Here is a 13690-nt window from a genome sequence, read left to right as displayed (position 1 = left end):
ACCACCCCGGCGAAGGCGGGGGTCCAGTTGCGGTAGATGATCGAAGGCGCGGGAGTGGCGGCCTCCCCCGCATCGCATAGCGCACAACAGGCGTGGTGGAACCTGGCCCTGGCCTCTGCCGGGGTGGTGCCTGGAAGATTTGGCACCTCATTCCCACCCTCCGTTCAGCCTGAGCGAAGTCGAAGGCCAAGTGACACCCGATCCTCTTGGCGAATGTCGGGGCGTGGGCTTCGACTACGCTCAGCCTGAACGGAGGTAGGTCAATCGACCGGGGCCAGAGGTCCTTCACCCCGCCCGCCAAACCCCCTATCGCACCTGCATGACCCTGCCCGTCACCGCCGTCCTGCCCGACCTGCTGACCGCGCTCGCGAACGCCCCCAACGCCGTCCTCGTAGCACCTCCCGGTGCGGGCAAGACCACCGCCGTCGCGCCAGCCCTTCTCGACCAGCCCTGGTGCATGGGGGAGGTCCTGCTCCTCTCTCCCCGCCGTCTCGCCGCGCGCGCCGCTGCCGAGCGCATGGCGGCGCTGGCCGAGGAGCCGGTCGGGCGCACCTTCGGCTACGCGACCCGCATGGATACGAAGGTCAGCGCCGCGACCCGCGTGACCGTCGTCACCGAAGGCATCTTCGTCGCGCGCATCCAGGCGGATCCCGAACTGGCGGGCGTGTCGGCGGTGCTGTTCGACGAAGTCCATGAACGCAGCCTCGACGGCGATTTCGGCCTGGCGCTGGCGCTCGATGCGCAAGGGGGATTGCGCCCCGACCTGCGGCTGGTCGCCATGTCGGCGACGCTCGACGGCCGCCGTTTCTCCAGCCTGATGGGCGACGCGCCGGTCATCGAGAGCGAGGGGCGGAGCCACCCGCTGACCCTGCGCCATCTCGGCCGCGCGGCGGAGGCACGCATCGAGGACTCGGTCGCCGCCGCCATCCGTCGCGCGCTGCAGGACGAGGCGGAGGGCGACATCCTCGCCTTCCTGCCCGGCACCGCCGAGATCGCGCGCACGGCCGAGCGACTCGCGAATCTGCCCGACAGCATCGCGATCCACGAACTCCACGGCTCGCTCGACCCGGCGGCGCAGCGCGCGGCGATCCGGCGTGACCCGGAGGGGCGGCGACGGATCGTGCTGGCGACCTCGATTGCGGAGACCAGCCTGACGCTCGACGGGGTGCGGATCGTGGTCGATTCAGGGCTTGCCCGCCGCCCGCGTTATGATCGCGCGGCGGGCATGACCCGGCTGGTCACCGAACGCGCCAGCCAGGCCGCCGTCACCCAGCGCGCGGGCCGCGCCGCCCGCCAGTCGCCCGGTGTCGCCTATCGCCTATGGGAAGAGGCCGCGACGGCGGGCCTGCCGCGCTTCGACCCGCCCGAAATCCTGGAAGCGGACCTGTCGGCATTGTTGCTCGGCACCGCGCTGTGGGGCGTTGGCGACCCGCGCGCGCTGCCGTGGCTCGACCCGCCGCCCGAGGCCGCCGTGGCCGAGGCCCGCGCGCGGCTGACCGTGCTGGAGGCGCTGGACGAGACCGGCCGCCCGACCGCGCATGGCAAGGCGATCGCCAAACTGCCGATGCCGCCAAGGCTCGCGCATATGCTGATCCGCAGTGGCGAGCGGGGCTTGGCCTCGACCGCCGCCGAGGTGGCGGTGCTGCTGGGCGAACGCGGCATTGGCGGACAGGATGTGGATGTCGAACAACGCCTGCGCCGCTGGCGGACCGAACGCGGCCCCAAGGCGGAAGCCGCGCGCCAGATGGCGAAACGCTGGACCGGCCTCGCCCCCAGGCCGGTCGGGCAGGAGGCCTGGGACCATCCGGCGGGCGTGTGCCTGGCGCTCGCCTATCCCGACCGGGTGGCGCGGCGGCGGGACGGCACGGGGGAGAATTGGGCAAGCGTCGGCGGACGCGGTTTCCGGCTCGACCCCACCTCCGGGTTGGCAAGTTCGGAATGGCTGGCGGTGGGCGAAACGCAAGGCGCGGCCTCGGGCGCGCGGATTCTGTCCGCCGCGCCGCTCGATCTCGCGACCGTCGAGGCGCTGTTCGCCGACCGGATCGAGACGCGGCGCACCGTCATCTTCAACCCCGCGACCGGCGGGGTCGAGGCGTTGCGCGAACGGCGGTTGGGAAGCCTGCGACTGTCGAGCGGCCCCGATTCGGGGGCTTCCCCCGAGGCGATCGCCGCGGCGCTGGTCGAGGGGGTGCGGGCGCATGGCGTGGCGCTCCTCCCGTGGAGCGACGGGGCAGGGGCGTACCGGGCGCGGGCGGCCTATGCCGGGGTGGCGCTGGACGATGCGATGCTGATCGAGCGGCTGGACGACTGGCTGCCTGCGCTCGTGGTGGGCAAAAGGCGACTCGACGCCATCGCGCCGGGTGCGTTGACCGAGGCCATCCGCAATCTGGTCGACTGGAACGACCAGAAGCGCATCGACGCGATGGCGCCCTCGCACTTCACCAGTCCGGCGGGCAGCAGCCATGCGATTGATTACGCGGCCGAAGGTGGCCCGCGCGTCGAACTGCGCGTGCAGGCGCTGTTCGGGCTGGCCGAGCATCCGGTGATCGGGACCGAGCGGGTGCCGCTGGTCCTGAGTCTCACCTCGCCCGCCGGACGGCCGATCCAGACGACGCGCGATCTGCCCGGTTTCTGGGCGGGAAGCTGGAGCGCGGTGGCCAAGGAAATGCGCGGCCGCTACCCGCGTCATCCCTGGCCCGACGCGCCCGCAGAGGCCTCTGCGACACTGCGCACGAAAAAGGCGGATGCAAGAGCCGCCGGTTCGCGATAAGGGACAAGAATTATGGCCACTGCTCGCATCTTCCAGCGCCCCAAGAACGCGATGCAATCCGGCAAGTACCGGACCGATCGCTGGCAACTCGAATTCGAACCAACCGAGGCGAAAAAGCCCGATCCCCTGACCGGCTGGGCCGGCAGCGGCGACACGCAGGAGCAGGTCCGCCTGACCTTCGCGACGCTGGAAGAGGCGATCGCCTATTGCCAGCGCGAAGGGCTCGACCATCACGTCGTGCCGACGCCGCAAAAGACGCTGAAGCTGCAAAGCTACGCCGACAATTTCCGTTAAGGGCGGCCTGCCGCTAACCTCCTAATCCTGACCACCCCGGCGAAGGCCGGGGTCCAGTTTTTCTTGGTCGCGCGAAGCCGCGATGACGCGAAGAATTCAGGATTCATTTCGCACAGAGGCGCGGAGGGCGCAGAGGTGTCCTACCCGGCGGCACGGCCTGTCTGTCATCATCGCTGATTGCAGATGGATTTCGCTGCCGCGAACCCGACACCTCTGCGTCCTCGCGGCTTCGCGTGAACTTAGAGTATGATGACATGGGATCGAACCAAACCTAGCCCCTCCCCTTCAGGGGAGGGGTTGGGGTGGGGCATCACCACAGGCCCGGTGTTTGCGGAAACGCCCCACCCCCTGCCCCTCCCCTGAAGGGGAGGGGGGATGAAGCGGATGTCATCATGCTCTAAAGGCCCAGGATGCCGGCACCCAGCAACAGTAGCAGCTTGGCATCCATCACCACGCCCGCCGCCCGCCGCTCGGCAACAAACGCCGGAACCTCCGACAGCTTTACCCGGTGGACGACGATCTGCTCGTCCGAATCACCGCCGCCGTCGCCGACCTTCACCAGCCCGGTCGCGCGGACCAGGGTGAACCGCTCCGAGGTCATGCCAGGCGAGGAGCAGAATTCCCCAAGCGCCTCGATCCGCGACGGGCGATAGCCGGTTTCCTCCTCCAGTTCGCGCGCCGCGCCCTCCATCACCGCCTCGCCTTCGGTCTCGTCCCCGATCAATCCGGCGGGCATTTCCAGGCAGGGTGCGCCCAATGGGATACGGAACTGCTCGACCAGCAGGATGTGCCCGTCCTCAATCGCCAGGATGACGGCGGCGCGGATGTCGCGCGGGCGGTCGGCATATTCCCAGCTGCCACGCTTGCGCAGCGCCAGGAACCGCCCCTCGGCCAGGGTTTCAAGGGGGGCGTCCATACGGGGATCGGTCATAGCGAGATGGGTCTGTCCGGCAGTTCGTTGGTGTCGGCCGCCGTCTTGGGGAAATGTGTCGCCAGCACAAGCCCGATGCGCTCGACCGCCGCGCTCAGCCCTTCGCCGACATGGCCCTTGGCGACATGGGGCAGCATCACCGCCATCGCCCGGCCCCAGGTTTCCGGCCCGACCTTGCCGGTCAAGCCGGAGTCGGCGACGATCTCGGCCATATGCTCGTCCTCCGAGAGGTAGAGCAGCACGCCGTAGCGGCTGTCGGTCCGCCGCTCGGCCGACACGCGGAACAGCAGGACCGCGCGCGCCCGGACGCGGGCGTGGCGGATGCTTTTGGGCACCAGTGCGATCCGGCGCGCGACGGGCGCGAGCAGCGCGAAGACCAGGCCGAAGACCAGAATCTGCGCGATCATCAGCACGCCCAGGATCAGGTCCTCGCCCGGGGCGCTCCACGCGTCATGGACCAGCGCCAGCAGCTTCAACCCCAGATCGGGGAAGAGTGCGGCGAACAGCGGCACCAGCAGCATGGCGGGCGCGGCGAACCACAATGCGACGTCGCGATACTCGTCCGATCGGGGGGCGACGATGGTGACGATCTCCGCATCCGTCGTCGCCTCGGCCCGTGCGACGGCGGCGGTGACGAGATCGCTGTCGGTGTCGCTCAACATCTCACCAATCCCCCGATGCGCCGCCGCCGCCGAAATCACCCCCGCCGCCGCCGGTAAAGCCGCCGCCGAACCACGACCCGTCGCTGCCTCCGCTGGACGACCCGCCGCCCGAACTCCAGCCGCCGCCCGATCCGCTGCCCCAGCCGGGACCCCAGAGAATGATCGGCCAGCCACCACCGCGACGCCCACCGCCGCCGCCATGATCGTCGTCATCGTCGTCGCGGAAACGCTGGCCCTGCCTGCGGCGCAGGATCGACAGCAGGACGAAGCCGCCGATGAAGATCACCAATATGATGACGATCGGAAAGCCGTTGGAATCGCCGCCGCCGCGGCGGTGCTCGCGGTCGAACTGCTTGGCGGCCTCGGCCACCTTGGCCTTGGCTTCCTCGGGCGAGGCGCGAAGCTGGGCGATGACCGCATCCGCGCCCGCGTTCAGGGCGCCCGATATGTCGCCCGATTCCTGAAGGCGGGGGATCATCAGCGTGCGGATCATCTGCGACGACCAGGCGTCGGTCAGGATCGGCTCCAGCCCGCGCCCGACCTCCAGCCTGGGGCCGCGCTGGCCTTTGCCCGCATTGGGCGCGAGGAACAGGATCGCGCCGTTATCCGCGTCCTTCAGGCCGACGCCCCAGGCACGGCCCAGCCGATAGCCATAATCCTCGATCGGATAGTTCTGCAGATCGGGAATCGTCGCGACCACCAGCTGGCGGCCGGTATCCTTTTGCAGCGCCTCCAGCTTCTGCTCGAGCTGCGCCTTGGTCGCGGGGTCGATCTTGTTCGCCGCATCGACGACCAGCCCGTCGAACTTGGGAAAGGTCTGCGCCATCACGGGGATGGCGCAGAGAATCAGCCAGAGTCCCAGAATCGGGCGGAGCAGCCGGGTCATATGCGACCGATCAGCTGCCGAAATTCACCTTGGGTGCGTTCTCGGCCCCCGGCGTCGTCGCCTGATAGGGCGTCATCGGCTTGGCGCCGTAAAAGACCTTCGCGCCGATCGCGTCGGGGAAGGTGCGGATGCGGACGTTATAAGCCTCGACCGCCTTGTTGTAATCGCCGATCGCGATGTTGATCCGGTTCTCGGTGCCTTCCAGCTGGCTCATGAAGGTCTGGAAATTGTCCTGGCTCTTCAGGTTCGGATAGGCCTCGACATTCGCCAGCAGCCGGCCCAGCGAACCGCTGAGCTGGCCCTGCGCCTGCGCGAACTGCTGCATCTTGGCGGGGTCGGACAGGTCGGCGCCGGTCACCTGCACCGAGGTCGCCTTGGCGCGGGCATTGACCACCTCGGTCAGGATCGACTTTTCCGATGCGGCGGCGCCCTTCACGGTCGCTTCCAGATTGGGGATCAGGTTGGCGCGGCGCTGATAGGCGGCCTGGACATCGGCCCATTTGGCCTTCGCATTTTCCTCTGCCGTGGGCACGCTGTTCATGCCACAGCCGGACAGGGCGACGGCCATCACGACCGGGGTCAGAGCCAGAACGGGACGACGCATTCGAATATTCCTCCGTCAACTGTATCGGCTATATAAGACGGGTGAGGCGCTTGGCGAAGGGCAAAAGCGACGATAGCCTGAAAGTTCATCGAATAGAGGGAGTTGACGATGCTCAAGGAATTTCGCGCCTTCATCGCGCGGGGCAATGTGCTCGATCTGGCGGTGGCGGTCATCATCGGTGCGGCGTTCAGCAAGATCGTGACCTCGCTGACCGACGATGTGCTGATGCCGGTGATCGGCAAGATCTTCGGTGGGCTGGACTTCTCCAGCTATTTCGTTCGCATGGGGCCGATCCCCGCCACCTATGCCGGCTCGCTGACCGATTATGCCGCGCTGAAGAAGGCGGGCGTGCCGCTGCTCGGGTACGGCGCGTTCGTGACCCAGGCGGTCAATTTCGTGATCGTCGCCTTCATCATCTTCCTGCTGATCCGCACCGTGAACCGCGCGACGGCGATCTTCGAGAAGGACAAGGCCGTCGCCGCCGCCGAGCCCAAGGCCGAACCCGCCGATGTCGCGCTGCTGCGGGAAATCCGCGACGAACTGCGCGCGCGGCGTCCTTAAGCTATCCGATTAGGAGGCTGGTGTTCCCCTGCGAAGGCCGGGGTCCAGTTGCCACCAAGCTGATGGCGCGCAATTCGGTCGCGTCGGAGGCGAGGACTTCCCGCCTTCGCAACTTTACCGCAACTGGACCCCGGCCTTCGCCGGGGTGGCGCGAGGTTGGGTGAGGTAAGGGCTTTACGCCGCCGCCAGCTTCTTGGCGGTGGCGTCGGCCAGGCTGGTGCCGTCCAGGATCCGCGCCGTCTCGTCGCGCACCCGCATCATCGCGTGGCGGATGGCGCAGTCGGCTTCGCTCTTGCAGTCGTTGCACGGACGATAAGCGGTGCGGCTGACGCAGGGGACCAGCGCCAGCGGCCCTTCGATCGTGCGGATGATGTCGCCCAGTGAGATCAGGTGCGCGGGCCGCGCCAGCCGGTATCCGCCCATCTTGCCGCGCTGGCTGTCGAGCAGTTGCGCGCCCTTCAGGTCGGCGAGGATCAGCTCCAGGAACTTGCGCGGCACATTCGCCTCGGCCGCGATGCGGGTCATCGAAGTCGGCGGCCCTTCCACCGGCATTTCCGCCAGGAACAGCATCGCGCGCAGCGCATAACGGGACCGCTGGGTCAACATGCGCGTCTCCATGGACCCAAAATAGGGCGAGCGAAAGGCATTTGCGTAATGCCGCGCGGCTTCCTATATCCCTCCCTGCCGGGTTTCACCCGGCTATGACGATAAACTGCGGCGAGTAATAGACGCAGCGGACCCGGGGGCAGTACCCGGCGGCTCCACCATAAAAGGTGGTGTATCTGGACACCGTTTCTGACGGGGCCGAACCAGGATCGACGTGTGTTGAAAAGCGCTGTTTTCGTTCGGAATGGGACCACCGCAACGGCCCATACTCACAAGTGCCAACGATAACGAAGCACTCGCGATTGCGGCGTAATTGAGGGCCTCACGGCCTGACATTACACCAAAATAGCGCGGTCGGACCCCACCGGGCAACAGAAGGGGAATCCAGCGGTACGGGGAGCACCGGGCAACAGAAGCTCCCCACTTTCCGGCTTTGATGTGAACGGGTGAGGGCCGGGTGCCTCTTCACCCCCGACCAGCTATCCCACCCGCCGTTCGCACTGAGCGAAGTCGAAGTGTACGGGACGTGCTTGCGGCGAGGCAGCGGCGTGGCCTTCGACTTCGCTCAGGCCGAACGGGGGTGGGGTTCCTGGACTATAATGACATGGGATTGAACCGAGCCTAGCCCCTCCCCTTCAGGGGAGGGGTTGGGGTGGGGCATCGCCACAAGCCCGGCGTTTGCGGAAACACCCCACCCCCCTGCCCCCCTGAAGGGGAGGCGTGGATCAAACTGATGCCATCCCGTTCTAACGGGCAGGAGCAGGGATCACCCCTCCCGCGCCAGCGCCTTCAGCTTGTATAGCGCATCCAGCGCCTCGCGTGGCGACAGGCTGTCGACGTCGAGCTTCTCGACCTCGGCCCGGATCGCGTCGCATTGTTCCTCTTCGATCTGCGCAGCGGCGGCGAACAGGGGCAGGTCGTCCAGCCCCGCCGCCAGCCCGCCGGTCTTGGCGCGGCCCGCCTCCAGCTTGGCCAGCACCGCCTTGGCGCGCGCCACCGTCACCGGCGGCATCCCCGCCAGGCGCGCCACCGCCAGGCCGTAGGAGCGATCCGCAGGCCCCTCCGAGACTTCGTGCAGCAGGACTAGTTCGCCCTTCCACTCGCGCGCGCGGACATGGTGGAGCGACAGCGCCTCGCACCGCTCGGCCAGTCGGGTCAGCTCGTGATAGTGGGTCGCGAACAGGCAGCGGCAGCGATTATCCTCGTGGATCGCCTCCACCACCGCCCAGGCGATGGCCAGGCCGTCATAGGTGGAGGTGCCACGTCCCACTTCGTCCAGGATCACGAAGCTGCGCGGCGTCGCCTGGGCGAGAATCGCGGCGGTCTCGACCATCTCGACCATGAAGGTCGAACGCCCGCGCGCGAGATTGTCCGACGCGCCGACCCGGCTGAACAGCCGGTCGACCAGCCCGATCTTCGCCCGGGTGGCGGGGACATAGGAACCGGCTTGGGCCAGCACCGCGATCAGCGCGTTCTGGCGAAGGAAGGTCGACTTGCCGCCCATGTTCGGCCCCGTCACCAGCCAGAGCCGGGAGCCTTCCGACAGCGAACAGTCATTGGCGACGAACCGCTCGCCCGAGCGCGCGACCGCCGCCTCGACCACCGGATGGCGGCCGCCGGTCACCTCGAAACAGGCATGGTCGACCAGTTCGGGCCGGACCCAGCCGCCTTCGACCGCCCGTTCGGCCAGCCCACTCGCCACGTCCAGCCGGGCCAGCGCATCCGCCGTCGCGGCGATGCTCTCGCGCGAGGCGAGCGCGGCGGCGGTCAGTTCCTCCAGATGCGCGGCTTCGGCGGCCAGAGCATGGGCACCCGCCTGCGCGACCTTGCTCGCGACCTCATGCAGTTCGGGCGTGTTGAAGCGGACCACGCCCGCCAGTGTCTGGCGATGGGTAAAGCCCGAATCCGGCTTCATCAGCGCATCGGCCGATCGCGCGGGCACCTCGACATGATAGCCGAGCACGCCGTTATGGCGGATCTTGAGCGCGGTGATGCCGGTCTTCTGGCGGAACTCGGCCTCCAGCGCGGCGATGGCGCGGCGTCCTCCGGCTCCGGCATCGCGCAGATCGTCGAGCGCCACGTCATAGCCCGCCGCGATATAGCCGCCTTCGCTCGCCTCGATCGGGGGCGAGGGGACGAGCGCGCGGCGAAGCAGGTCGATCAGTTCGCCATGCCCGCGCAGGCGCGGTGTCGTCTCACGCAGCAGGGGCGGGCCGTCGCCCAGTTGTTCCGACAAGGCCCAGGCGCCGTCCAGCCCGTCGCGCAACTGGCCCAGATCGCGCGGCGAACCCCGCCCCGCCGCAATGCGCCCGATGGCGCGGCCGATATCGGGCAAGGCCCGCAACGCCGCGCGCAGCCGCTCGCGAAGAGCGGCATCGTCATGGAAATGCTGCACCAGATCGAGCCGCGCCTCGATCGCATCGCGGTCCATCAGTGGCGCGCCGATATCCCCCGCCAGCGCGCGCGCACCGGCCCCCGTGACCGTCCGGTCGACCGCATCGAGCAACGAACCCCTGCGCTGGCCATTGGCGGTCTGTGTCAGCTCCAGGCTCTCGCGCGTCGCCGCGTCGATCGCCATCGCCCCCGCTGCCTGCGACAGGACAGGCGGACGCAGGAAGGGCAGGGCACCCTTGGCCGTGTGGTCGAGATAGGCGACCAGTCCGCCAGCCGCCGACAGTCCCGCGCGGGTGAACTGGCCGAAGCCGTCGAGCGTCGCGACGCCGTAGAGCCGCTTCAGCCGGTCCTCGCCGCTGCCGCTGTCGAACGTGGCGGAGGGGCGCAGCGTGGTAGCCGCGTCGGCATGCGCGGCATTCTCGGCCGCGACCACCTCGGCGGCGGCCAGGCGGGCCAGCTCCGCGCCCAGCGCATCGGGCTTCACGTCGATCACCACGAACCGCCCGGTCGAGATGTCGGCGGCGGCCAGCGCCACCGCGCCGCCCGCCTCGCCGATCGCGACGCACCAATTGTCGCACTTGGCGTCGAGCAGCGCCTCCTCGGTCAGCGTCCCCGCCGTCACCACCCGCACGATCCCGCGCGACACCAGCGCCTTGGACCCGCCGCGCGCCTTGGCTTCGGCGGGGGTTTCGGTCTGCTCGGCGATGGCGACGCGGTGCCCCGCCTTGATGAGGCGTTGCAGATAGGCGGTGGCGGCATGGACCGGCACGCCGCACATCGGAATCTTCTCGCCCTCATGCTCCCCGCGCGAGGTGAGTGCGATGTCGAGCACCCCCGAGGCGATCCGCGCATCGTCGAAGAACAGCTCGAAGAAATCGCCCATCCGATAGAAGAGCAGGCAATCCTCGGCCTCGGCCTTCAGCGTCAGATACTGCGCCATCATCGGGGTGGGGGTGGTCATGGGGCTTCTTCAATCGTCGGAAAGTTGGGCGGCGTGGCGGATGCCAAGGATCAGGACGGTCTCGCCGTCATGCTCATAGCGCAGGATATAGGGGCGAACCGTCACCATCTCGCGGCGGCCATGGGAAATGGGCCTGCCGCGATCCGGGAATTGCCGCAGGGATCCAGCGACCTCGATCAGCCTTTCACCCAAGCGCCGGGCGGCGTCTGGATCGAACTGCTCTATATAATCGACGATCGCGGCGAGTTGGAGCGAGGCCTGAACCGACCAGCTTATTTCAGCCATTCGGGGGGCAGGGGCTTGCGATCGGGGGTGCCCCAGGTCTTCAGCCATTCTGCCATCTTCTCATGGCTTACGAAACGGCCCGCCCTGAAATCGGCCCGCGCGCGTTCGTCGGCGGCCAGCTCCGCCGCCTCGTCACGCTGCTCGAAAATGCCGGGCTCATGCTCCATAGCTGAACTTATAAGGCTGATGCTCCGGCTTGCCTAGGGCGGCAAAAGTGGCGCGTGACAGGGTTGTCAGCCGTGCCCGAAAGCTTCAAGAGCCGTAGCGTCCTTGTATCCACAGCATCGAAGGCCGCGCGCATGTCCGACGAACCCACCGACCAGTTCTCCGAGCGCGAGGCCCTGCTGTTCCATTCCGAGGGACGGCCCGGCAAGATCGAGATCATCGCGTCGAAGCCGATGGCGACTCAGCGCGACCTGGCGCTGGCCTATTCGCCCGGCGTCGCGGTGCCGGTGCTCGCCATCGCCGAGGACCCCGCCACCGCCTATGACTATACCGCCAAGGGCAATCTGGTCGCCGTCATCTCCAACGGCACCGCCATTCTGGGCCTCGGCAATCTGGGCGCGCTCGCGTCCAAGCCGGTGATGGAGGGCAAGGCCGTCCTCTTCAAGCGCTTCGCCGATGTCGACTCGATCGATATCGAGCTGAAGACCGAGGATGTCGACCGGATCATCGATGCGATCGAACTGATGGAGCCGAGCTTCGGCGGCATCAACCTGGAGGACATCAAGGCGCCCGAATGCTTCATCATCGAGCAGACGCTGCGCGAGCGGATGAACATCCCGGTCTTCCATGACGACCAGCACGGCACCGCGATCATCTGCGCGGCGGGGCTCATCAACGCCTGCCTGCTGACCAAGCGGCGGCTGGACGAGATCAAGGTCGTCGTCAACGGCGCGGGCGCGGCGGCGATCGCCTGCACCGAGTTGATGAAGGCGATGGGCGTGCGCCACGACAATGTCATCATGTGCGACCGCACCGGCGTGATCTATCAGGGCCGCGACGACATCAACCAGTGGCAGTCGGCGCACGCCGCCGCCACCGACCGCCGCACCCTGACCGAGGCGCTGCACGGCGCGGACGTGTTCCTGGGCCTGTCGGCGGCGGGCGCGCTGAAGCCCGAGATGGTCAAGGACATGGCGCCGTCGCCGATCATCTTCGCGATGGCCAATCCGGAGCCGGAGATCCGCCCCGAACTCGCCAAGGCCGCGCGTCCCGATGCGATCGTCGCGACCGGCCGTTCGGACTATCCGAACCAGGTCAACAACGTCATCGGCTTCCCCTTCATCTTCCGCGGTGCGCTCGACGTGCGCGCGACCGGCATCAATGACGAGATGAAGATCGCCGCCGCCAATGCGATCGCCGAACTGGCGCGCCAGCGCGTGCCGGAAGAGGTCGCGCTGGCCTATGGCACGCAGCACAGCTTCGGCCCGGAATATATCATCCCCGCGCCGTTCGACCCGCGCCTGATGGAGCTGGTTCCGTCGGCGGTGGCGAAGGCGGCGATGGATTCGGGCGTGGCGACGCGGCCGATCCTGGACATGGACGCCTATCGCCAGAAGCTGCGCGCGCGCCTCAACCCGACCACCTCGGTCCTAACGCTGGCCTATGAGGGCGCGCGTGCGCATCCGAAGCGCGTGCTGTTCGCCGAGGGCGAAGAGGAGGTCGTGCTGCGCGCCGCCATCGCCTTCAAGGAAGGGGGCTATGGCACGCCGGTGCTGGTCGGTCGTGATGACGTGTATGATCGCCTGAAGGCGCTGGGCGTCACCAACCCGCAGGAATATGAAGTCCATAACAGCCGCACCTCCGAGATGGTGCCGCAGATGGTCGACTTCCTGTACGAGCGGCTTCAGCGTCGCGGCTATCTGCGCCGCGATGCCGAGCGGATGATCAACCAGGATCGCAACATCTTCGGCTCGGTCATGCTCCAGCTGGGCCAGGCCGATGCGATGATCACCGGCATCACCCGCACCTATGCGCAGAGCTTCCGCGAGATCCGGCGCGTGATTGATCCGGTCGACGGCAAGGTGCCGTTCGGCATCCACCTGCTGGTCGGGCAGAGCCACACCGTCTTCATCGCCGACACCACGGTCAACGAGCGTCCCTCGGGCGAGGAACTGGCCGACATCGCCGAGCGCACCGCCGCCGTCGCCCGCCGCATGGGGCATGAGCCGCGCGTGGCCTTCCTGTCCTATTCGACCTTCGGTAACCCCGAAGGCCAGTGGATCGACAATGTCCGCGACGGCGTGGCCGCGCTCGACAAGCGGCAGGTCGGGTTCGAATATGAAGGCGATATGTCGCCCGACGTCGCGCTGAACCCCAAGCAGATGGCGAACTTCCCCTTCTCGCGCCTGTCGGGTCCGGCCAATGTGCTCATCATGCCGGGGCTCCAGTCGGCCAATATCTCGGCCAAGCTGCTGCGCGAACTGGGCGGCGACTCGATGATCGGCCCGATGCTGATCGGCATGGAAAAGCCGGTGCAGATCGCACCGATGACCTCGACCGCAGGGGACTTGGTGACACTGGCCGTGCTGGCTGCGGGCGGCATCGCGCGCTGATCCTCGCCGGACGGTAGAAGAGGGGGCTGGGCAGCGAGAGGTTGCCCGGCCCCCTTTATGGATGGCCCGCCCCTAAACCGAACCGTTGTTATCGCACGACAGCGGGTCGTTTGAGGAAGGAGCCAAGGTCATGGACGTATCGGTTCTCGGGATCGATCTGGGCAAGAACAGCTGCAGC

Annotated in this window: 12 protein-coding genes and 1 other RNA gene; 5 read left to right on the top strand and 8 right to left on the bottom strand. The window is 67.8% G+C overall.

The window, feature by feature from the left end; translation table 11 throughout:
- The first annotated feature begins 319 nt into the window (after nt 1-319).
- Nucleotides 320-2770: an ATP-dependent helicase HrpB gene (gene hrpB / locus BSZ14_RS14700; RefSeq protein WP_076711486.1), complete on the top strand. Its 2451-nt coding sequence runs from the start codon at nt 320-322 to the stop codon at nt 2768-2770.
- A gap of 12 nt (nt 2771-2782) precedes the next feature.
- Complete coding sequence (locus tag BSZ14_RS14695) at nt 2783-3064, top strand: ETC complex I subunit (protein ID WP_042491340.1); 282 nt, start codon at nt 2783-2785, stop codon at nt 3062-3064.
- A gap of 397 nt (nt 3065-3461) precedes the next feature.
- On the opposite strand, the gene BSZ14_RS14690 is transcribed toward BSZ14_RS14695, so the two are convergent.
- The 4 genes from BSZ14_RS14690 to BSZ14_RS14675 are packed head-to-tail and all read right to left on the bottom strand — an operon-like array spanning nt 3462 to nt 6147.
- A complete protein-coding gene (locus BSZ14_RS14690; protein WP_083748278.1) occupies nt 3462-3995 on the bottom strand; it encodes an NUDIX hydrolase in 534 nt (177 codons plus the stop codon).
- Nucleotides 3992-4657, bottom strand: a complete 666-nt coding sequence (locus BSZ14_RS14685; RefSeq protein WP_076711484.1) for a TPM domain-containing protein — start codon at nt 4655-4657, stop codon at nt 3992-3994. Before BSZ14_RS14685 ends, BSZ14_RS14690 begins: the two co-directional genes overlap by 4 nt.
- Nucleotide 4658: 1 nt before the next feature.
- Nucleotides 4659-5543, bottom strand: a complete 885-nt coding sequence (locus BSZ14_RS14680; protein WP_076711483.1) for a TPM domain-containing protein — start codon at nt 5541-5543, stop codon at nt 4659-4661.
- 10 nt (nt 5544-5553) lie between these two features.
- A complete protein-coding gene (locus BSZ14_RS14675; protein ID WP_076711482.1) occupies nt 5554-6147 on the bottom strand; it encodes a LemA family protein in 594 nt (197 codons plus the stop codon).
- Between the two features lie 108 nt (nt 6148-6255).
- On the opposite strand from BSZ14_RS14675, the gene mscL reads away from it, so the two are divergent.
- Complete coding sequence (mscL, locus tag BSZ14_RS14670) at nt 6256-6708, top strand: large conductance mechanosensitive channel protein MscL (RefSeq protein ID WP_042491351.1); 453 nt, start codon at nt 6256-6258, stop codon at nt 6706-6708.
- 174 nt (nt 6709-6882) lie between these two features.
- Here mscL and BSZ14_RS14665 read toward each other — a convergent pair whose 3' ends face one another.
- Nucleotides 6883-7314: an RrF2 family transcriptional regulator gene (locus BSZ14_RS14665; RefSeq protein WP_042491370.1), complete on the bottom strand. Its 432-nt coding sequence runs from the start codon at nt 7312-7314 to the stop codon at nt 6883-6885.
- Between the two features lie 37 nt (nt 7315-7351).
- On the opposite strand from BSZ14_RS14665, the gene ssrA reads away from it, so the two are divergent.
- Nucleotides 7352-7701, top strand: a transfer-messenger RNA (tmRNA) gene (gene ssrA / locus BSZ14_RS14660).
- Nucleotides 7702-8080: 379 nt separating this feature from the next.
- On the opposite strand, the gene mutS is transcribed toward ssrA, so the two are convergent.
- From mutS to BSZ14_RS14645, 3 genes are read right to left on the bottom strand one after another with little or no spacing between them, the layout of a single operon-like run.
- Nucleotides 8081-10651 (bottom strand): DNA mismatch repair protein MutS, encoded by a 2571-nt coding sequence (mutS, locus tag BSZ14_RS14655; protein WP_076711481.1) that lies wholly within the window; start codon nt 10649-10651, stop codon nt 8081-8083.
- A 27-nt stretch (nt 10652-10678) separates the two neighbouring features.
- Nucleotides 10679-10954 carry a type II toxin-antitoxin system RelE/ParE family toxin gene (locus BSZ14_RS14650; RefSeq protein ID WP_076711480.1) on the bottom strand — a complete coding sequence of 92 codons (276 nt, stop codon included), beginning with the start codon at nt 10952-10954 and terminating at the stop codon, nt 10679-10681.
- On the bottom strand, nt 10942-11121 hold the full coding sequence (locus BSZ14_RS14645; RefSeq protein WP_042491357.1) for an antitoxin: 180 nt from the start codon (nt 11119-11121) through the stop codon (nt 10942-10944). Before BSZ14_RS14645 ends, BSZ14_RS14650 begins: the two co-directional genes overlap by 13 nt.
- Before the next feature lie 132 nt (nt 11122-11253).
- On the opposite strand from BSZ14_RS14645, the gene BSZ14_RS14640 reads away from it, so the two are divergent.
- Nucleotides 11254-13512 (top strand): NADP-dependent malic enzyme, encoded by a 2259-nt coding sequence (locus tag BSZ14_RS14640; RefSeq protein WP_042491361.1) that lies wholly within the window; start codon nt 11254-11256, stop codon nt 13510-13512.
- Nucleotides 13513-13690: the final 178 nt, after the last annotated feature.

It is taken from the genome of Sphingomonas sp. Sph1(2015) (assembly GCF_001970915.1).
In the GTDB taxonomy this organism is placed as follows: domain Bacteria; phylum Pseudomonadota; class Alphaproteobacteria; order Sphingomonadales; family Sphingomonadaceae; genus Sphingomonas; species Sphingomonas parapaucimobilis.
The sequence above is the reverse complement of the archived record's forward strand: the minus strand, read 5'-3'. Positions and strand labels throughout refer to the sequence as shown.